A 22,504-nucleotide genomic window follows, 5' to 3' on the forward strand; every position below is an offset into this window, starting at 1 on the left:
GTAACACGATTTTTTAATCTGTCAATAAATTTTCTGACAATTTAATGTAAAAAGAAAGAAAAATTCCTGAAATTACATCTGCTCCTCTATTTTATAGGATAAACTAGTAAAAACCAGTCCAACTTCCCACTATCCTTCTCCTATAAAAAGTGGTAAAATGGAGGACAGAAAGAAGGAACTGATATGACAACATTATTTTCAAAAATCAAAGAAGTAACAGAATTTGCTGCGATCTCGGGTCATGAAGCGCCTGTCCGGACTTATCTTCGTGAAAAGTTGACACCGCACGTGGATGAAGTAGTGACAGATGGCTTGGGTGGTATTTTTGGTATCAAGCATTCAGAAGCTGTCGATGCACCGCGTGTTTTGGTCGCTTCTCACATGGACGAAGTTGGTTTTATGGTCAGTGAGATTAAGCCAGACGGAACCTTCCGTGTGGTTGAAATCGGTGGCTGGAATCCTATGGTGGTCAGCAGTCAACGCTTTAAACTCTTTACTCGTGACGGTCGTGAAATCCCAGTGATTTCAGGTTCTGTTCCTCCACATTTGACACGTGGAACAGGAGGACCAACTATGCCAGCAATCTCAGATATCATTTTTGATGGTGGGTTTGCAGACAAGGCTGAGGCAGAAAGCTTTGGTATCCGTCCGGGTGATACCATTGTCCCTGATAGCTCCGCTATCTTGACAGCCAATGAAAAAAATATCATCTCAAAAGCTTGGGACAACCGCTATGGAGTTCTTATGGTTAGTGAGCTAGCAGAAGCCCTTTCAGGTCAAAAACTCGGAAATGAACTCTATCTTGGCTCGAACGTCCAAGAAGAGGTTGGTCTTCGTGGCGCTCATACTTCTACAACTAAGTTTGACCCAGAAGTTTTCCTAGCCGTTGACTGCTCACCTGCTGGTGATGTTTATGGTGGCCAAGGCAAGATTGGGGATGGAACCTTGATTCGTTTCTATGATCCAGGTCATTTGCTCCTCCCAGCTATGAAGGATTTCCTTTTGACAACGGCTGAAGAAGCTGGCATTAAGTACCAATACTACTGTGGAAAAGGTGGAACAGACGCTGGAGCAGCTCATCTGAAAAATGGTGGTGTCCCATCTACAACTATCGGTGTCTGTGCTCGTTATATCCACTCTCACCAAACTCTCTACGCGATGGATGACTTCTTAGAAGCCCAAGCTTTCTTGCAAGCCTTGGTGAAAAAATTGGATCGTTCAACAGTAGATTTGATTAAACATTATTAAGCATAAGGGAGGTGGTCGGGATGGCAGAACCAAACCTAGAAAGCCTTATAAAAGATCTCTATAACCATGCTCGTCAGGGTTTGAGTGAAGATTTAGTTGCTGCTCTCCTAGAGACTGCTAAGAAACTGCCTACTACAAATGAGCAGTTACTAGCAGTCCGTCTCTCAGGACTGGTCACCCGTGAATTGCTCACCAATCCCAAACACCCAGCACCTGAGTTGATCAACTTGGCGCGTTTTATCAAAAGAGAAGAAGCCAAGTATAGGGGCACTGCAGTTTCTGCTATCATGTTTGGAGAACTCTTTAAAATGCTTTGATTCCATTGTGAATCAAAGCATTTTTTACGTTAGAAAAAATATTCTTGATTAAGAGACGAAAAAAACCACCTAAATTAAGGTGGCTTCTTACCAATTAAATTTGTTCAGCGATGACCTTTTCAGCAAGGTTCATGGCGTGATCAGATACACGAGTGTAATGGGAAATAATGTCGATAAAGTTGACTCCAGCTTGTGTAGAACATTCACCTTTGTTAAGGCGTTTGATATGGGTCTTTCTGAGAACGCGTTCCATATTGTTGATTTCTTTATGGCGTTCAATCAGACTTTGAGCTTTTTCAATATCATTGTTTTCCACACTATCAAGGGCATCCTTGATGAATGTAGTTGTTGCTTGATAAATCTCAGCTAATTCCTCTAAAGCAGCATCAGAAAATTGAACATTCTTACGTTGAAGGTAGTCTGTTAGGTTGAGCAAGCCTTCTGCGTGGTCCCCAATCCGTTCCAAATCACGAGATGAATCTAGGATGTTGGTCAAGACTTCGCTTTCCTTTTGACTCAAGGATTCGCTTGAGAGTCTGATGAGGTAACGAGTGAGTTTTTCATCGATGGTATTGATGGCTTCCTCTGTCTTGTGCCCTTTTTCAGCTACCTTTTCATCCAAACCGATGATATAGGTATAAGAAAGGTCAAAAGCTTTGGCTGCATAGTTTCCTAAGTGCAAGAGTTCTTTTTTGGCATTTCCTAGAGCGATAGAAGGAGATTGCTGGATAAGTTGCTCGTCGAGATAGAGGGGCTCGTACTTGACAACCTCGTCTTCACCAGGGATGAGCTTGGTTACAAAGTAGGCCAAGGCTCCGATGAATGGAAATTGTACAATGGTGTTACTTACGTTAAAGGCACCGTGCGAGAAGGCGATGGTCATCTCAGGTGAGAGGTGAAGGAGTGCCTGGAAGTACTCGATCATAGCAGTAAAGGGGCCTAATAGGATTAAGCAAAGAATAGTTCCTAAAACGTTAAAGGTAACGTGGGTTGCTGCAACGCGTTTCGCTGAGACATTGGCTCCAGCTGCTGCGATGATAACGGTTAAGGTTGTCCCGATATTATCCCCGAAGAGAACTGGTAGTGAACCTTTAAGATCAAGGAACCCACCTGCATAGAGACCTTGCAAAATCCCGATTGTAGCCGAGGAAGCCTGGATGAGGACGGTAATCACTGCACCAGCTACTACTCCTAAAATAGGATTTTGTCCCAAGGTTACCATATATTCCTTGAATTGTGGTAAATCTTTAAGCGGACTCATACCGGCACTGATGAGGTTAAGGGCGTAGAAGATTCCCCCAACACCAAACAGGATGCGCCCGATATTGTTTGCTGTTCTGTTTTTTGTAAAGAAGAGGAACATGGTTCCAAGGAAAATCAAGGGTAAAGCATACTCGCCTAGTTTGAAACCGATGATAAAGGAAGTAACGGTGGTTCCGATGTTGGCTCCCATGATAATTCCGATAGCCTGTCTAAGAGTGAGAAGACTAGCACTGACCAACCCAACCGTGATAACTGTAACCCCTGTACTTGACTGAATGAGGGCGGTCACGACAATCCCGACTAGAACACCTAAAAAGGGATTGCTAGTGTACTTGTCAATGTAAAAACGAAGGCGATCTCCAGCAGCTTGTTGCAAACCGTCTCCCATGGTCTTGATACTGTATAAAAACAGTCCTAGACCTCCTAAAAAGTGAAATAAAATTTCCTGCCAATTAATGGACATTTCTTTTTCCTCCGAAAAATAATAACGGAATTTCTCCTATTCTATTTTAAAGGATAAAAGTAAATCTCACAAGTGTTTAGCTGAAATTTTCATAAGAAACAAGAACTTTCTTTTAAAATGAGAGATAGATTCCCTTTAAGATAGATGATTTATAGGATTGTGTCCAAATTTTACTGATTATTATCCTAGTTATAGTTTTTATGTTAAATAGATTGACATCGCTTTCATATAGTATAAAATGAAGATGATCCTGTTCTGGTGGTGTGCACTGAGAACAGTTACTTTTTATCAAAAAGTAAAGCGCTTACTTTATATTTTATTAGGAGGATAAGATGAAAGATCTATTTTTTGAAAAACGTTGCCGTTACAGTATTCGTAAGCTGTCAATCGGGGCTTGTTCCTTGATGATTGGTTCAGCTCTATTTGCGAGCCCAGCTCTTGCCGAACAAGTCGCAGTCCCTGAAACAGCTGCAAATACGAGCGCCCAAGCTACAAGCGCTAGTGAAACAACTAATCCAGATACTGCAGCCCTTGAAAAACAATTAGAGGAAACAGAGAACAAAGTAGCTGAGCAACCAATTTCAGAAAACACTCCAGCAATAACGGATCTGGTTAATGAAAAAGAAGAAGCAAAGCCAACTCCGACAGATAAAACTGAAAAACCTGCTCAACCAACTGAAAAAGAAGAAGTTAAACCAGAGGAAACTCCTCAAGTAGCTGAGAAGAAAGCCGACAAACCGACTCTAGCAGACGTTCCTAAAAATGAAGAAAAGAGTCTCCGACCAAAAGAAATCAAATTTGATACCTGGGAGGATTTGTTGAAATGGGAACCGGGTGCGCGTGAGGATGATCCCATTAACCGTTCATCAGTTGAACTCGCCAAGCGCCATAGAGGCCAGTTGGTTAACGAAAAAGCAAGCAGAAGAGCCAAGGTTCAGGCGCTGGCAAATACCAACTCAAAGGCCAAAGACCACGCTTCTGTTGGTGGAGAAGAATTCAAGGCCTATGCTTTTGACTACTGGCAATACTTGGATTCAATGGTCTTCTGGGAAGGTCTAGTTCCAACTCCAGATGTCATTGATGCCGGTCACCGCAACGGAGTTCCCGTTTATGGAACACTCTTTTTCAACTGGTCAAACAGTATTGCTGACCAAGAGAAATTTGCCGCTGCCTTGAAACAAGACGCAGATGGCACCTTCCCTATCGCACGGAAACTTGTCGATCTTGCTAAGTACTATGGCTTTGATGGCTATTTCATTAATCAGGAAACAACGGGGGAATTGGTAGCACCTCTTGGTGAAAAAATGCGCCAATTCATGCTCTATACAAAAGAATACGCAGCCAAAGTCAACCACCCGATCAAGTATGCTTGGTACGATGCCATGACCTACAAATACGGTCGTTACCACGAAGATGGTCTAGGTGATTACAACTACCAGTTCATGCAAAAAGAAGGTGACAAAGTCCCTGCAGATCAATTTTTTGCCAATTTCAACTGGAACAAGGAAAAGAATGACCACTCCGTAGAGATGGCCAAATGGCTAGAGCGTAGTCAATATGATGTCTTTGCAGGCTTGGAATTGCAACAAGGTGGTTCTTATAAGACCAAAGTCAAATGGGATGCCCTCTTAGATGAAAAAGGCAAGTTGCGTTTGTCACTTGGACTTTTTGCACCAGATACGATTACCAGTCTAGGAAAAACAGGCGAAGACTACCACAAGAACGAAGACATCTTCTTTACAGGTTACCAAGGAGATCCAACAGCTCAAAAACCAGCAGATAAAGAGTGGTATGGAATTGCCAATTTAGTTGCTGACCGTACACCAGCAGTAGGTCGAACCTTCACGACCTCCTTTAATACAGGTCATGGTAGAAAATGGTTTGTAGACGGCAAAGTTTCTAAGGATTCTGAGTGGAACTACCGTTCTGTTTCTGGTGTCTTGCCAACATGGCGCTGGTGGCAGACTTCAACAGGGGAAAAACTTCGTGCAGAATATGACTTTACAGATGCCTATAATGGAGGAAACTCCCTTAAATTCTCAGGCGATGTAGCTGGTAAGACGGACCAGGATGTGAATTTGTATTCTACCAAACTAGAAGTAACAGAGAAAACCAAACTTCGTGTTGCCCACAAGGGAGGAAAAGGCTCTAAAGTTTATATGGCTTTCTCTACAACACCAGACTACAAATTTGAGGATGCAGCTGCATGGAAAGAACTGACTCTCTCTGATGACTGGAAGAATGAAGAATTTGACCTCAGCTCACTAGCAGGTAAAACCATCTATGCAGTCAAACTCTTCTTCGAGCATGAAGGAGCTGTAAAAGATTATCAGTTCAACCTAGGTCAATTAACCATTTCAGACAATCACCAAGCGCCACAAGCCCCGACAGGTCTCTCTGTAGTGAAGCAATCTCTTAAGAATGCCCAAGAAGCTGAAGCAGTGGTTCAATTTTCGGGTAACCAAGATGCGGATTTCTATGAAGTCTACGAAAAAGACGGTGATAACTGGCGTTTGTTGACAGGATCATCTGCTTCAACCATCTACTTGCCAAAAGTTAGCCGTTCTGCTAATGCGACTGGTAGGACTCAAGAATTGAAAGTCGTTGCAGTTGGTAAAAATGGGCTCCGTTCTGAGGCTGCAACTGCGTCATTCAACTGGGGGATGACAGTTCAGGATACGACTCTTCCAAGACCTTTAGCTGAAAATATTGTTCCAGGGGCAACGGTTATTGGTAGCACTTTCCCGAATACTGAAGGCGGGGAAGGCATCGAAGGTATGTTGAATGGTACCATTACTAGCTTGTCAGATAAGTGGTCTTCAGCTCAGCTGAGCGGTAGTGTGGATATTCGCTTGACCAAGCCACGTACCGTTGTTAGATGGGTAATGGATCATGCAGGAGCTGGTGGTGAGTCTGTTAACGATGGTCTGATGAATACCAAGGACTTTGATCTTTATTACAAGGATACAGATGGCGAGTGGAAACTAGCTAAGGAAGTCCGTGGCAACAAAGTGCACGTTACAGATATCACTCTTGACAAACCAATCACTGCCCAAGACTGGCGTTTGCATGTCATTACATCTGATAACGGAACACCTTGGAAAGCCATTCGTATCTACAACTGGAAGATGTACGAAACCTTGGACACAGAAAGTCAAAATATTCCAATGGCTAAGGTAGCTGCTCGTTCACTTGGAAACCATCAAGTTCAACTTGGTTTCTCTGATGTTCCAGCGGGTGCAACTATCACCGTTTACGACAAGGCAGATTCACAAATACCAATTGCAACCTTGGAGTCTGAAACTGGAGGCGACTTGGCAACAGCACCATTGGGCTTTGACAAGCAACCAACTCTCCTCTACTATCGTACCCAACTACCTGGCAAAGAAATCAGTAACACCTTGGCAGTAGCAATTCCGCAGGATGAGAGAAAAATTGCTGCAGTTAGCCTTGAAAAAGGACCTAAGAAGATAGTTTACAAAGAGGGAGAAAAACTTGACCTTAGAGGTGGGACTCTCCGTGTTCAATACGAAGGGGGACAAGCCGATGAGCTGATCAACCTTACTCACTCAGGTGTGACAGTATCTGGCTACAACGCTCATCAAAAAGGGGAACAGAACCTAACACTTCAATACCTTGGTTTACCAGTGTCAGGTGAACTGAAAGTCCAAGTGACTGGTCAAGATGAAGGGAAGCCGAAAGAAGTAGCAGGCTTGTACATTACTCAGAAACCGAAAACAGACTATCTAGTAGGAGAGCAACTGGATCTTGCAGAAGGGCGCTTCGGCGTTCTCTATGATGATGAGACAGAAGAAAGCCATGCCTTCACAGATCAAGGTGTTGAAATTACGGGCTACGATGCTCAAAAGACTGGTCGTCAGACCTTGGCCTTGCATTACAAGGGACACACCGCTGAGTTTGATGTCTTGGTTTCTCCAAAGGCTTCAGTCAATGATGAGTACCTCAAACAAGAAATCACTGCTGCCCAAGGCCGTCAGTCAACCCTTGCCTACACCTTCTCAAGCGAGGACAAACAAGCAGCACTAGTAGAGAAGCTCAATGCAGCCAAAGCTGTAGCAGAAAACCATAATGCTAGCCAAGAAGAAGTCAATCGGGCTTTGAATGAGTTGAAACAAGCAGGGACAAACTTGGATGGAAATCAACGTTATCAAACTGCTAGAGAAGAATTGGAAGGCTTGCTCGAATCCGTCCGTGCAAAAGATTCTCAAAATGAGTTGATTGCCCAAGCTGAAGCTTTGTTGTCTTCACAAACACCAACTCCACAAGCTTTTGCGGAAATGAAAGAAAAGCTAAATAAGAAACTAGCTCCTGCAGAAGAAAGTCACCATGTTGGAAGTATGGATCCAAATGAAGTGGCTCCAACGGTTGAGGCCCTCCCTGAACTAGTTATTGAAAGTGAAACAACAGCCTTTGAACGTCAGGAGAGACCAAACGCCGAACTTCTCAAAGGCCAACGGCAGCTAGTGCAAGCAGGAGTTGAAGGCCAAGTTCGTCGCTTTGTAGAAGTAGATACCCAAGGCAAACGCACTCTTCGTTCGACTGAGGTAGTCAAGGAATCAGTCCCAGAAATCACCGAAGTTGGTACAAAAGTTCTGTCAAGTAACCAACCGGCTGAGGGAGTAAAAGACCTAGTTTTAGAAATTCCGAAACTAGAAATTGAAGAGGACACAGTGGCCTTCAATCGTCAAGAGCGACCAAATGCAAGCCTTCTCAAAGGCAAACGCCAGCTAGTTCAAGCAGGCGTTGAAGGTCAAGTTCGTCGCTTTGTAGAAGTTGATGCTCAGGGCAAACGCACCCTTCATTCTATTGAGGTTCTCAAGGAAGCTCTTCCAGAAATTGTTGAAGTAGGAACGAAAGAGGATCAAGTCTCACAAACAAGGGATCAAGCTCTTTCAGCAGCACCAGCAAAAGTTGAAGAAACAAGTAAAGAGCTTCCAAATACGGGAGCGACAAGAGATGCTAGTCTAGTAGCGCTGGGACTCCTCGGAGTAATGAGTGGCTACGGCTTGCTTGCTAGAAAGATGAAAGAAAACTAATCAGATTTACGAATCTTGGATTTTATCATAAAAATTAAAAAACAAGGTTTGACTATAGATTAGTCAGACCTTGTTTTAACTAGTAGAAATCAGTGAAAGAACGAGTAAATGAGTTGTTTTGCAAGGTTTTTCTAGCTTATATTATAAAAAATATTAGTTTTAGTTGCAAGAATGAACAAGAAAAGTTTAGGGTTTTTCTATCTCTTTTGCTGATTTTGTGATATAATTAACACGTATAAAAAAAGAAGGAGTCATATCTAATGGCAAAATTGACTGTTAAAGACGTTGACTTGAAAGGGAAAAAAGTTCTCGTTCGTGTTGACTTCAACGTACCTGTTAAAGATGGCGTGATTACCAATGACAACCGTATCACTGCAGCTCTTCCAACTATCAAGTACATCCTTGAACAAGGTGGACGTGCAATCCTCTTCTCTCACCTTGGCCGTGTAAAAGAAGAAGCAGACAAAGAAGGTAAATCACTTGCTCCTGTAGCTGCTGACTTAGCTGCTAAATTGGGACAAGAAGTTAAATTTATCCCAGGTGTTACACGTGGTGCTGAATTGGAAGCCGCTGTTAACGCTCTTGAAGATGGACAAGTTCTCTTGGTTGAAAACACTCGTTTCGAAGATGTTGACGGCAAGAAAGAATCTAAAAACGATTCTGAACTTGGTAAATACTGGGCATCTCTTGGAGATGGTATCTTCGTAAACGATGCATTCGGTACAGCTCACCGCGCACATGCATCTAACGTCGGTATCTCAGCAAACGTTGAAAAAGCTGTTGCTGGATTCCTTCTTGAAAATGAAATTGCCTACATCCAAGAAGCAGTTGAAGCTCCAGAACGTCCATTCGTGGCTATCCTTGGTGGTTCAAAAGTTTCAGACAAGATCGGTGTTATCGAAAACTTGCTTGAAAAAGCTGATAAAGTTCTTATCGGTGGTGGGATGACTTACACATTCTACAAAGCACAAGGTATCGAAATCGGTAACTCACTTGTAGAAGAAGACAAATTGGATGTTGCGAAAGCTCTTCTTGAAAAAGCAAACGGCAAATTGATCTTGCCAGTTGACTCAAAAGAAGCAAACGCATTTGCTGACTACACTGAAGTGAAAGACACTGAAGGTGAAGCAGTAGACCCAGGTTTCCTTGGTTTGGATATCGGTCCAAAATCTATCGCTAAATTTGACGAAGCTTTGACTGGTGCGAAAACAGTTGTATGGAACGGACCTATGGGTGTATTTGAAAACCCTGACTTCCAAGCTGGAACAATCGGTGTCATGGATGCTATCGTGAAACAACCAGGTGTTAAATCAATCATCGGTGGTGGTGACTCAGCTGCCGCAGCCATCAACCTTGGCCGTGCAGACAAGTTCTCATGGATCTCTACTGGTGGTGGAGCATCAATGGAACTCCTTGAAGGTAAAGTTCTTCCAGGATTGGCAGCCTTGACTGAAAAATAAATAGTTAACTAAAGGAAGATGGTGTGACCATCTTCTTTTTAATTTAATTTATAAATAGGTGGAATTTTTCTATAAATAAAAAAAGAGTAAATATTTGCATCCTGCCTTGTAAAGTGCTAATATGAAAAGTAACTACTAAATTTAGATAAGGAAAAGGATTATAATGAAAAATAAAAAAGAAGTCTATGGATTTCGTAAAAGCAAAGTTGCGAAAACGTTGTGTGGTGCTGTTTTAGGAACTGCTTTGATTGCTTTTGCAGACAAAGCAGTATTTGCTGATGAAGTTACAGAGACAACTAGTACAAGTACAGTTGAGGTAGCTACTACAGGGAACCCAGCCACAAATCTACCTGAAGCTCAGGGTGAAATGAGCCAAGTTGCCAAAGCAAGCCAAGCTAAGGCTGGTTCTAAAGACTCAGCTTTGCCAGTAGAAGTATCATCAGCTGATTTGGATAAAGCAGTTGCTGATGCAAAATCTGCAGGAGTTAAGGTAGTTCAAGATGAAACAAAAGACAAAGGAACAGCCACAACTGCTACAGAGAATGCTCAAAAACAAGATGAGATTAAAAGCGACTATGCTAAACAGGCTGAAGAAGTAAAGACAACAACTGAAGCATATAAAAAGGAAGTCGCAGCTCATCAGGCTGAAACAGATAAAATCAATGCTGAAAACAAAGCAGCGGATGACAAGTACCAAAAAGATCTAAAAAGTCATCAAGAAGAAGTTGAAAAAATCAACACTGCTAATGCAACAGCTAAAGCAGAATATGAGGCTAAGCTAGCACAATATCAAAAAGATTTAGCAACTGTCAAAAAAGCAAATGAAGATAGTCAACAGGATTATCAAAATAAACTTTCAGCTTACCAGACAGAATTAGCTCGAGTACAAAAAGCTAATGCTGAAGCTAAAGAGGCTTATGATAAAGCAGTAAAAGAAAACACTGCGAAAAACGAAGCGCTTAAAGCTGAAAATGAAGCGATTAAACAGCGTAATGAAACTGCAAAAGCGAATTATGAAGCAGCGATGAAGCAGTATGAAGCAGACCTTGCAGCTATTAAGAAAGCTAAAGAGGATAATGATGCTGATTATCAAGCTAAATTAGCAGCTTATAAAACAGAATTGGCACGTGTTCAAAAGGCTAATTCTGATGCAAAAGTAGCCTATGAAAAGGCTGTTGAAGAAAACACAGCTAAAAACAATGCTATCCAAGCTGAAAATGAAGCTATTAAACAACGAAATGAAACAGCCAAGGCAACTTATGAGGCTAAAATAGCACAATACGAAAAAGACTTGGCAGCAGTCAAACAAGCGAATGCAGCTAACGAAACAGACTACCAAACTAAGTTAGCGGCTTATCAGACAGAACTAGCTCGCGTTCAAAAGGCAAATGCTGATGCTAAAACAGCTTATGAGAAGGCTGTTGAAGACAATAAGGCAAAAAATGCAGCGCTCCAAGCTGAAAACGAAGAAATCAAGCAGCGGAATGCCGCGGCTAAAACTGACTATGAAGCAAAATTAGCTAAATACGAAGCTGATCTTGCCAAATATAAGAAAGAGTTGGCTGAGTATCCGGCTAAGTTGCAAGCTTATGAAGCTGAGCAGGCCAAAATTAAGGCAGCTATGGCTTTAGCAGAATCAAAGAAGAATGAAGATGGAAACTTGAGTCGCCCAAGTGCTCAAAGTTTGATTTTCAAATCGGAGCCTAATGCTGAACTTTCATTGACTACAACTGGTGAATTTGTTAGCTATACTGGCATGGAAGCAGCTGTGAAGAATACTGCAGAATTTGCCAATAAACTCTTCCAGTTGGATAACTTTAAAGTAACAGACATTCAAAATGCTAACTACCAGACAAACAAACAGGAAAGCTTTGGTACAGTCGGTAAGTATTCTGAGTACAATTCAAATGTAACAAGTGGTAAGGGACCAACTGAATGGTCTTCAGTCCTGCTGAAACGAGGTCAGTCTGCAACAGCAACTTATACGAATCTTCAGGGGACTTACTATCAAGGAAAAAAAGTTTCTAAAATCGTCTATACTTATACTCTTGATCCTAGTTCCAAGTTCCGCAATGATAAGGCTTGGTTGGGAATTTTTAAAGACCCAACGATGGGGGTTTTCGCTTCGGCTTATACTGGTAATACAGAAGATGCTACCTCTCTCTTCGTTAAGACTGAGTTTCAATTCTATGATGAAGATGGTCAAATTATTAATTTTGACAAGGCCTTGATGTCTGTAGCGTCTCTTAACCGCGAAGCAAACTCAATCGAGATGGCTAAAGATTATACTGGGAATTTCATCAAAATTTCGGGTTCTTCAGTTGGTGAAAAGAACGGCCAAATTTATGCGACAGAATCTGAAAACTTCAAAAAAGGAGTTGGTGGTTCCCGCTTCACCATGTATAAGAATAGTCAACCAGATTCTGGTTGGGATAATGCAGATGCACCAAACTCTTGGTATGGTGCGGGAGCAGTGGAAATCTCAGGTCCTTCAAATAGTATGACTATCGGAACAATTTCGTCTTCAGAAGTGTTGGGACAGCCTGCAGCGAATGATCCACGTAGAGCAGAGAAATTATCTCCCAAAAAGCCAAATATTTGGTTTGCGATTAACGGAAATGTTCGAGCAACTAATTTGCCAACCATCACATTAGAAAAACCAACTCCGCCAGTAGAACCAACTGCACCACAAGCTCCTACTTATGAAGTAGAGAAACCACTGGAACCAGCTCCAGTAGTACCAAACTACGAAAATGAGCCAACTCCACCGGTAAAAACTCCAGATCAACCGGAGCCATCAAAACCAGAAGAGCCAACATATGAGACAGAGAAACCATTGGAACCAGCTCCAGTAGCACCAAACTACGAAAATGAGCCAACTCCACCGGTAAAAACTCCAGATCAACCGGAGCCATCAAAACCAGAAGAGCCAACATATGAGACAGAGAAACCATTGGAACCAGCTCCAGTAGCACCAAGCTATGAAAATGAGCCAACACCACCGGTAAAAACTCCAGATCAACCAGAGCCATCAAAACCAGAAGAGCCAAATTATGATCCATTGCCAACTCCGCCGGTAGCACCAACTCCTAAGCAGTTGCCAACACCACCAGCGGTGCCAACAGTTCACTTCCATTACAATCGTCTTTTTGCACAACCTCAGATTAATAAAGAAATTAAAAATGAGGATGGAGTAGATATCGACCGTACTCTCGTTGCTAAGCAGTCTGTAGTGAAGTTTGAGCTGAAAACGGAAGCTTTAACTGCAGGGCGTCCAAAAACAACTTCGTTTGTATTGGTAGATCCACTTCCAACTGGCTATCAGTTTGATTTGGAAGCGACTAAGGCTGCAAGCAAAGGTTTTGAAACAAGCTATGACAAAGCTAGTCACACTGTAACCTTTAAGGCTACTGAGGAGACCTTGGCTGCTTTCAATGCAGATTTGACAAAATCCTTTGAGACTCTATATCCAACTGTTGTTGGTCGTGTCTTGAATGATGGGGCGACTTATACAAATAACTTTACCTTGACAGTCAACGATGCCTACGGTGTCAAGTCAAATATTGTTCGTGTAACGACTCCAGGTAAACCAAATGATCCTGACAATCCAAATAACAACTACATCAAGCCTTTGAAAGTTAACAAGAACAAGCAAGGTGTGAATATTGATGGCAAAGAAGTTCTAGCTGGTTCAACGAACTACTATGAACTCACATGGGATTTGGACCAATACAAGGGAGATAAATCTTCTAAAGAAGCGATTCAAAATGGTTTCTACTATGTTGATGATTATCCAGAAGAAGCCTTAACCCTTCAACCAGAATTGGTTAAGATTCGTGATCTAGAAGGCAACCTTGTATCAGGTATCAGTGTTCAACAATTTGATAGTTTAGAAGCTGCGCCTAAGAAGGTTCAAGAGCTGTTGAAGAAAGCCAACATCACTGTTAAAGGTGCTTTCCAACTCTTCTCAGCTGATAATCCAGCTGAATTCTACAAGAACTATGTAGCAGCAGGAAAATCATTACTCATCACAGATCCGATGACAGTTAAACCTGAATTTGGGCAAACGGGTGGTAAGTACGAAAACAAAGCCTACCAAATTGATTTTGGAAATGGCTATGCTACAGAAGTAGTTGTCAACAACGTACCGAAAATCACACCGAAAAAAGATGTGACAATCAGTATGGATCCAAGCAGTGACAATATTGATGGCCAAACTATTCCGTTGAACCAGTACTTCAATTATCGTTTAATCGGTGGTTTGATTCCACAAAATCATTCTGAGGACTTGAATGACTATAGTTTTGTAGATGATTATGACCAAAAAGGTGATCAATACACTGGAAATTATAAAGTTCTTGCCAAGGTTGATATCCGATTGAAAGACGGTCGTGTTATTAAGGCAGGGACAGACTTAACAGCTGAAACACAGGTTGAACATGATCAAGATAAGGGAATGATTACCATTCGCTTCAAGGAAGAATTCCTTCAAGAGATTCAGTTGGATTCTCCATTCCAGGCTGAGACTTATATTCAAATGAAACGAATTGCTGTCGGAACCTTTGAAAATACCTATGTAAATACTGTGAACAAAGTTGCTTATGCTTCAAATACAGTTCGTACGACAACGCCAGAACCTAAGAAACCAGAGGAGCCAACAACTCCTACTCCAAATCCAAAAGGAAACCCTACTCTACCTCAAACAGGTACAAATGATTCAAGCTACATGCCATATCTTGGTCTAGCAGCTTTAGTAGGAGTTTTAGGACTTGGTCAGTTGAAACGTAAAGAAGACGAAAGCAACTAAGCTCTAAAAGTTAAATAGAAAAGAGGAACTCTGTTTCCTCTTTTTTATAGCCAAAAATTAAAAACGCTTCCTATTGATTTTGGCTCATAAAATCAACTAATTTATGTTAAAATGGTAGTAGAAAGTTGAGATTATGAGTTATTTTAAAAAATATAAATTTGATAAGTCACAGTTCAAGCTTGGTATGCGAACCTTCAAAACAGGGATAGCTGTATTTATAGTTCTCTTGATTTTTGGTTTTTTTGGCTGGAAGGGGCTTCAAATCGGAGCACTAACAGCGGTCTTCAGTCTACGAGAGAGCTTTGATAAGAGTGTCCATTTTGGAACTTCGCGTATCTTAGGAAATAGCATTGGCGGTTTTTACGCCCTTGTCTTTTTCCTCTTAAACACTTTATTTCATGAAGCCTTTTGGGTAACCTTACTAGTTGTCCCGATTTGCACCATGTTAACCATTATGACAAATGTTGCCATGAACAACAAGGCAGGAGTTATCGGTGGTGTAGCGGCTATGTTGATTATTACCCTATCAATACCGAGCGGAGAAACATTTTTGTACGTGTTTGCGCGCGTATTTGAAACATTTATGGGAGTTTTTGTCGCAATCCTTGTTAATTATGATATTGAGCAACTGAAACTCTTTTGGGAGAAAAAAAGAAAATAATGTTACATTTTATGACATTATTCGTTGACGTTTATCTTTTTTTAGACTATAATAGACAGGAAGAAGGAAATTGTAAATGAAGGAAAGAGAATTTCGCCGAAATATGGCTGTTTTTCCTATCGGCAGTGTTATGAAATTGACCGATCTCTCGGCGCGTCAGATTCGTTATTATGAAGATCAAGAGTTGATCAAACCTGATCGAAACGAAGGAAACCGTCGCATGTATTCGTTGAATGACATGGATCGTCTACTTGAAATCAAAGATTATATCTCTGAAGGTCATAATATTGCTGCGATTAAGAAAAAATATGCTGAACGCGAGGCGAAGTCCAAGAAAGCCGTGAGTCAGACGGAAGTGCGTCGCGCACTCCACAATGAACTCCTCCAGCAAGGGCGCTTTGCTTCAGTACGGTCACCCTTTGGTCGCGGTTAGGCAATCGCAAGTAGTCATATATATTAAGGAGAAAACCCATGCCAATCACAGCTGCAGATATTCGTCGTGAAGTCAAGGAAAAAAATGTTACCTTTATCCGTCTCATGTTTTCAGATATTCTGGGAACCATGAAAAACGTCGAAATTCCTGCTACAGATGAACAGTTAGATAAGGTCTTGTCAAACAAAGCCATGTTTGATGGCTCTTCTATTGAAGGTTTTGTACGTATCAATGAGTCAGATATGTACTTGTACCCAGACTTGGATACATGGACAGTCTTCCCTTGGGGAGATGAAAATGGAAGTGTTGCAGGTTTGATCTGTGATGTCTATACAACAGAAGGCGAACCCTTTGCAGGTGACCCACGTGGTAATCTGAAGCGTGCACTTAGTCATATGGAAGAAGTAGGATTCAAATCCTTCAACCTTGGTCCAGAACCAGAATTCTTCCTATTTAAGTTGGATGAAAATGGGGATCCGACTCTTGAAGTAAATGACAAGGGTGGCTACTTCGACTTGGCCCCTACTGACCTTGCAGACAATACGCGTCGTGAAATCGTGAATGTCTTGACCAAAATGGGATTTGAAGTAGAAGCGAGTCACCACGAGGTTGCGGTTGGACAACATGAAATTGACTTCAAGTATGATGAAGTCCTCCGTGCCTGTGACAAGATTCAAATCTTTAAACTCGTTGTTAAAACCATTGCTCGCAAACATGGCCTTTACGCAACCTTTATGGCTAAACCGAAATTTGGTATTGCTGGCTCAGGTATGCACTGTAATATGTCCTTGTTTGATGCGGAAGGAAACAATGCCTTCTTTGATCCAAATGATTCAAAAGGAATGCAGTTATCTGAAACTGCCTACCATTTCCTTGGTGGTTTGATCAAGCATGCTTACAACTATACTGCTATCATGAACCCAACAGTTAACTCATACAAACGTTTGGTTCCAGGTTATGAAGCGCCTGTTTACATTGCTTGGGCTGGTCGTAACCGTTCGCCACTTGTGCGCGTACCAGCTTCACGTGGTATGGGAACTCGTCTTGAGTTGCGTTCAGTGGACCCGATGGCAAACCCATACATCGCTATGGCAGTTCTATTGGAAGTTGGTTTGCATGGTATTGAAAACAAAATCGAAGCACCAGCTCCTATCGAAGAAAATATCTACATCATGACAGCAGAAGAGCGTAAGGAAGCTGGAATCACTGATCTTCCATCAACTCTTCATAACGCCTTGAAAGCTTTGACAGAAGATGAAGTGGTCAAGGCAGCCCTAGGTGAACACATCTACACTAGTTTCCTTGAAGCCAAACGTATCGAGTGGGCTAGCTATGCGACCTTTGTTTCACAATGGGAAATTGATAATTATCTTGATTTGTATTAATAGCAGAAAAGAGGTTGTCCGAATGGGCAATCTTTTTTATTTTTTGCAATGTTATAAAAGTATTTTGATGCAAATATTAGTATAGGTAATATAGGCAATTCATATTTCTTAGCTTGCTTACAATTATACATAGTAAATGGGAATATTCTGATACACAGACGGAGTAGAAACAGGTCGTGTTGAGAAATCCAATACAATCACAAGCCCAGCAGTAGATGAGATCGTTGAAGTAGGAACTAAGAAAGTAGCATCTACAACAACAGGAAATCAAGCTGAAAGTAACAAGAAAGAAGAAATTGCAAGTCAAGATAAGAAAGCTCTACCAAACACAGGTTCAGCAGTATCTAGTATTCTTTCAATCATCGGTCTTGCCTTTGCAAGCCTAGCAGCTTTTGTCCTTCGTAAGAAAGACTAAGCCATCTTAATGTTCAAAAGTTTTTTGTGAGACAGATATCAAAAAGAACTCGAGATTGATTCTCGGGTTCTTTTTATAAAATATAAAATAAACTGAGACCTTTTAAATCAAAAGAGAGAAACTCTTATTCTAATTTCGAAATTATTAATAAAAATTAATTTTTTTGTATGGTTTATAGAGGGGGTTCTAGTATAAATACTACATAATGAAGATAGATTCAATGACTCAAAATAGATTTTACTTCTTGTCAACTTTGTGAAAAGAACACATTTTTTAATATATAGATAGATGTTTTAAGTATATATGGACAGAATGAATAATAATTTGGAAATACAAAAAAGTAAATATTTTTTTATATCTGCTTTCAATTTCCCTTTCTTTGTGTTAGAATGAGATGAATATTTCTTTTGAAATGATCAAATAATCATTTTTAGTTTTGGAGGTACATTATGAAATGGAAATATCGCATGAGAATGCCTTTTTCTACTATTTTCAGTAGAAAAAAACAGGCTTTTCTCGGACTAGTCGTTTTACTTTTTTCTATTTTTCTTCTTCCGCTTCAATCTTATGCGGCTTTAGAAGAAATAAAAAATGGAACGGATATCTCAACCTTGGATATTCGTAAGTTTAATTTGAACATCAACAATTTTAGTGTTTTATCTAAATCACAGGCTGTTGATCAGTTTCATTTATCGAATCCCCACTATGAATATCTCTGGGGTGGTGCCTATCCAGGCGAGATGGAGAACTTTACTCTTAAAGTAGATAAAAGTAAAAAGCAGGATCAAGTTTTTGAAAATCCTCTTTCTCTAAAATTCACAAATATTGGGACAGTTAATGGTAAGCAAGTAGATGCTTACTTAAAATTCAATAAGGTAACTCTTCACTATCTAAACACTGCTCAAGCAGAGTCTGAAATGAATAGTACTCAAAAATCTACTGTTGAATTTTTCTCAATTTCTGAATTATGGGAAAGTAGTGCTTTTGAAATTGGTAATGTTCCTTACGTAGATGCGAATCATGACTACATCATGAATAAAGCATTTTGGATTGATGCTGATGTAACAGCCGAGTTGAGTTATGCAGATGGTTCAGAGACAGATTTGAAGTTGGTCATGAAACCAACGGATATCGATGCAATGGATGCAAACAACTTGAAGGAAACCTTCTATATTAAAGGTTATCAAAATGATGTTAATCTTCGTCTGATGAACAATGCCAATGTTTTGAAACAGGAAGACCAAGGAGAACGAACTGCTTGGATTGCGACTCAGATTACAAGTGGTAGCTATTCTGAGAACAATATCTCTGGTTTCGCCCTTCGATCGAATAGTAATAGGATGAATTTTGCTTATTCATCAACAGAGGTTGCTTCGGCCGTCTTTGGTCTCTATGTTGAAAAACTTGATCCTAGCCCTGTTCTAGAAGTTGATCCTACAGAGATTCCAGCTAAAGAGGGGCAAAATATCACTTATAAAGCAAGGTTTAAAGTTCCGGTTCCTGGCAAAGATCTTTTAGCAGCGCCTTCATCTATCGAAATGGTTCAGAATTTTGATGAGCGCCTTGATTATCAAGAACTTAAAGTTGAATCAGGGGGAGTGACTCTGCAAGAAGGACGTGACTATACGATCGAGAAATCAGGTCAAACAGTTACTGTTAAAATGACACCTGAATACATAAAAGCAAATTCTTCTGCTGAAATTATTGTAACTTATAATACTACTACAAACAAAAAAGTGGAAGAAAAGGGACCTGAAAAAATTAACAACACTGTAACCTTGCATGTTGATAACTTATCAGCTCCTTCTAATCAGGTGAGCACTGCTCTTCTTTACGAAAAACACCATGAATTTGTCAGTGGAACTCCAGGTAAAGAGTTGCCACAAGAAGTGAAAGATTTGCTTCCAGCAACAGAAAAGAATTTACCTAATGGCAGTCAAGTAACGCCAACACAACCAAGTCAAACGGAAGTGAAGACAGCAGAAGGTACATGGAGCTTCAAGTCCTATGACAAGGCATCAGAAACCATCAATGGAGCGGATGCTCACTTTGTCGGTACTTGGGAATTCACCCCAGCACCAACTTACAAGGCAACACATGAGTTTGTCAGCGGAACGCCAGGAAAAGAACTTCCACAAGAAGTGAAAACCTTGCTTCCAGCAGACCAAACAGACTTGAAAGATGGTAGTCAAGCAACTCCAACGCAACCAAGCCAAACAGAAGTGAAGACCGCAGAAGGTACATGGAGCTTCAAGTCCTATGACAAGGCATCAGAAACCATCAATGGAGCGGATGCTCACTTCGTCGGTACTTGGGAATTCACCCCAGCACCAACTTACAAGGCAACACATGAGTTTGTCAGCGGAACGCCAGGCAAAGAACTTCCACAAGAAGTGAAAACCTTGCTTCCAGCAGACCAAACAGACTTGAAAGATGGTAGTCAAGCAACTCCAACGCAACCAAGCCAAACAGAAGTGAAGACGGCAGAAGGTACATGGAGCTTCAAGTCCTATGACAAGGCATCAGAAACCATCAATGGATCAGATGTTAAGTTTGTAGGCACATGGGAATTTACAGCAAGCCCGGTTCCAACAGTGACTCATAAAGCAGTTCACGAGTTTGTCAGCGGAACTCCAGGAAAAGAACTTCCGCAAGAAGTGAAAACCTTGCTTCCAGCAGACCAAACAGACTTGAAAGACGGTAGTCAAGCGACACCAACGCAACCAAGTCAAACAGAAGTGAAGACAGCAGAAGGCACATGGAGCTTTAAGTCTTATGACAAAGCATCAGAAACCATCAATGGAGCGGATGCCCACTTCGTCGGTACTTGGGAATTTACCCCGGCACCAATTAACAATTCTGGAAATAATAGCCAACCAGAAGAAGGAAGTAGTCAAACTAAGACCTTGTTACCAAACACAGGCTCTGCAGTATCTGGTCTTCTTTCAATCATCGGTCTTGCCTTTGCAAGCCTAGCAGCTTTTGTCCTTCGCAAGAAAGACTAAGTTACTCTTAGTAAATGAGAGATTAACTGCTTAATTCCGTAGTATAAGAAGAGAGAATGAGAAATCGTTCTCTCTTTTTTGTTTTATACGCTTGCTTGATTTCTTATCTAATCTATGGTTATTTCAGACTAAAAAGGAAATACCAAGTAGATAAAAAGTAAGATTCTAGGTCTTTAGACTGATTTTTAGCACTCTTGACAAAAGAGTGCTAATTTTTTGAGTTTTTGTCTTGACATTCTCTTCTAAGGGTGTATAATAGAATCATGAGTTAGCACTTGTGTGTATCGAGTGCTAATCAATCTGACAGAGAGGAGTGATGAGATGGTTACAGAGCGTCAGCAGGATATTTTAAATCTGATTATTGACATCTTTACCAAAACGCACGAACCTGTCGGATCCAAAGCGCTACAAGAGTCTATTAATTCTAGTAGTGCTACCATTCGTAATGATATGGCAGCTCTAGAAAAACAAGGATTGCTTGAGAAAGCTCATACTTCAAGTGGTCGGATGCCTAGTGTGGCTGGTTTTCAGTACTATGTAAAACACTCCTTGGCTTTTGATCGACTGGCTGAAAATGAGGTTTATGAGATTGTCAAAGCCTTTGATCAGGAGTTCTTCAAACTGGAGGATATTCTGCAAGAGGCTGCCAATTTACTGACAGACTTGAGTGGCTGTACGGTAGTGGCTCTGGATGTTGAGCCAAGTAGACAGCGCCTGACGGCTTTCGATATTGTCGTTCTAGGACAACATACTGCTCTTGCAGTTTTCACCCTGGACGAGTCTCGAACGGTTACCAGTCAGTTTTTGATTCCAAGAAATTTCTTGCAGGAAGATTTGCTGAAACTGAAGAACATCATTCAGGAACGTTTCCTCGGTCACACAGTTCTAGATATTCACTACAAGATTCGAACGGAGATTCCACAGATTATCCAGCGTTACTTCACAACTACGGACAATGTTATGGATCTCTTTGAACACATTTTTAAAGAAATGTTCAACGAAAATATTGTGGTGTCGGGAAAAGTCAATCTCTTGAATTTTGCCAATCTAGCAGCCTATCAGTTCTTTGATCATCCACAAAAGGTGGCTCTGGAGATTCGTGAAGGTCTGCATGAAGATCAAATGCAAAATGTCCGTGTTGCAGACAGTCAGGAATCCTGTCTAGCTGATTTGGCGGTGATTAGCAGTAAGTTCCTCATTCCTTATCGAGGTTTTGGAATTCTAGCGATTATCGGTCCAGTCAATCTAGATTATCAGCAATTGGTCAACCAAGTCAATGTGGTCAATCGTGTTTTGACGATGAAGTTGACAGATTTTTATCGCTACCTCAGCAGTAATCATTACGAAGTACATTAAGATTGAAATCATTAAAGGAGGCGAAAATGGCCCAAGATAAAAAAAAGGAAGAAATGAAAGAAGAGGAAGTTGTGGAAACAACTGAAGAAACAACTCCTGAAAAGTCAGAGTTGGACTTGGCAAATGAACGTGCGGATGAGTTCGAAAACAAATACCTTCGCGCTCATGCAGAAATGCAAAATATTCAACGCCGTGCCAATGAAGAACGTCAAAACTTGCAACGTTATCGTAGCCAGGACTTGGCGAAAGCAATCTTGCCATCGCTTGACAACTTAGAACGTGCACTAGCAGTTGAAGGTTTGACAGACGATGTCAAAAAAGGATTGGAGATGGTGCAAGAGAGCTTGATTCACGCTTTGAAAGAAGAAGGAATCGAAGAAATCGTAGCTGACGGCAAATTTGACCATAACTACCATATGGCCATCCAAACTCTCCCAGCAGACGATGAACACCCAGCAGATACAATCGCCCAAGTCTTCCAAAAAGGCTACAAACTCCATGACCGCATCCTACGCCCAGCAATGGTAGTTGTCTACAACTAGGCAATTCTGACGGTTGCAACATACATAATAGAAAACTTGTCCGAAACGACAATAAACTATGAAGAAGGATAAAAAGCAAGCCGGAGGCTTGC

12 protein-coding genes and 2 pseudogenes are annotated in these 22,504 nt (G+C 41.1%); 13 read left to right on the plus strand and 1 reads right to left on the minus strand.

Features of this window, described 5'->3' with window-relative positions; all coding sequences use genetic code 11:
• Positions 1–183 precede the first annotated feature (183 nt).
• Positions 184–1,248, plus strand: coding sequence for a glutamyl aminopeptidase (pepA, locus tag KX728_RS01740; protein WP_215805007.1), 1,065 nt, complete (start codon positions 184–186; stop codon positions 1,246–1,248).
• 20 nt (positions 1,249–1,268) lie between these two features.
• Positions 1,269–1,565: a bacteriocin immunity family protein gene (locus KX728_RS01745; protein ID WP_000840142.1), complete on the plus strand. Its 297-nt coding sequence runs from the start codon at positions 1,269–1,271 to the stop codon at positions 1,563–1,565.
• A 94-nt stretch (positions 1,566–1,659) separates the two neighbouring features.
• Here KX728_RS01745 and KX728_RS01750 read toward each other — a convergent pair whose 3' ends face one another.
• Entirely contained in the window at positions 1,660–3,291 is a 1,632-nt protein-coding gene (locus tag KX728_RS01750; RefSeq protein WP_000026664.1) for a Na/Pi cotransporter family protein, read from the minus strand.
• A gap of 332 nt (positions 3,292–3,623) precedes the next feature.
• Here KX728_RS01750 and KX728_RS01755 point away from each other — a divergent pair, with 332 nt between their 5' ends.
• From KX728_RS01755 to grpE, 11 genes and pseudogenes are all read left to right on the plus strand, one after another.
• On the plus strand, positions 3,624–8,348 hold the full coding sequence (locus KX728_RS01755; RefSeq protein WP_215805006.1) for an endo-beta-N-acetylglucosaminidase: 4,725 nt from the start codon (positions 3,624–3,626) through the stop codon (positions 8,346–8,348).
• Between the two features lie 260 nt (positions 8,349–8,608).
• Complete coding sequence (locus KX728_RS01760) at positions 8,609–9,808, plus strand: phosphoglycerate kinase (protein WP_001096772.1); 1,200 nt, start codon at positions 8,609–8,611, stop codon at positions 9,806–9,808.
• A gap of 163 nt (positions 9,809–9,971) precedes the next feature.
• Positions 9,972–14,615, plus strand: coding sequence for an antigen I/II family LPXTG-anchored adhesin (locus KX728_RS01765; protein ID WP_042902030.1), 4,644 nt, complete (start codon positions 9,972–9,974; stop codon positions 14,613–14,615).
• A 133-nt stretch (positions 14,616–14,748) separates the two neighbouring features.
• The gene (locus tag KX728_RS01770; RefSeq protein WP_042768020.1) at positions 14,749–15,276 is read left to right on the plus strand and encodes an FUSC family protein; all 528 of its coding nucleotides are present in this window, start codon (positions 14,749–14,751) and stop codon (positions 15,274–15,276) included.
• A gap of 76 nt (positions 15,277–15,352) precedes the next feature.
• Positions 15,353–15,709, plus strand: a complete 357-nt coding sequence (gene glnR / locus KX728_RS01775) for a transcriptional repressor GlnR (RefSeq protein ID WP_000664333.1) — start codon at positions 15,353–15,355, stop codon at positions 15,707–15,709.
• 38 nt (positions 15,710–15,747) lie between these two features.
• The gene (glnA, locus tag KX728_RS01780) at positions 15,748–17,094 is read left to right on the plus strand and encodes a type I glutamate--ammonia ligase (protein WP_215805005.1); all 1,347 of its coding nucleotides are present in this window, start codon (positions 15,748–15,750) and stop codon (positions 17,092–17,094) included.
• Positions 17,095–17,245: 151 nt separating this feature from the next.
• Positions 17,246–17,509: pseudogene (locus tag KX728_RS09430) on the plus strand (LPXTG cell wall anchor domain-containing protein); the annotation flags it as partial.
• Between the two features lie 449 nt (positions 17,510–17,958).
• A complete protein-coding gene (locus KX728_RS01790; protein WP_215805004.1) occupies positions 17,959–20,514 on the plus strand; it encodes an LPXTG-anchored SHIRT domain periscope protein in 2,556 nt (851 codons plus the stop codon).
• 71 nt (positions 20,515–20,585) lie between these two features.
• Positions 20,586–20,675: pseudogene (locus KX728_RS09315) on the plus strand (DUF2812 domain-containing protein); the annotation flags it as partial.
• A gap of 160 nt (positions 20,676–20,835) precedes the next feature.
• Positions 20,836–21,870, plus strand: coding sequence for a heat-inducible transcriptional repressor HrcA (gene hrcA / locus KX728_RS01795; protein WP_215805003.1), 1,035 nt, complete (start codon positions 20,836–20,838; stop codon positions 21,868–21,870).
• Positions 21,871–21,896: 26 nt separating this feature from the next.
• Positions 21,897–22,412, plus strand: coding sequence for a nucleotide exchange factor GrpE (gene grpE / locus KX728_RS01800; protein ID WP_215805002.1), 516 nt, complete (start codon positions 21,897–21,899; stop codon positions 22,410–22,412).
• Positions 22,413–22,504: the final 92 nt, after the last annotated feature.

Source organism: Streptococcus oralis, from assembly GCF_019334565.1.
GTDB classification, from domain to species: Bacteria; Bacillota; Bacilli; order Lactobacillales; family Streptococcaceae; genus Streptococcus; species Streptococcus oralis_CR.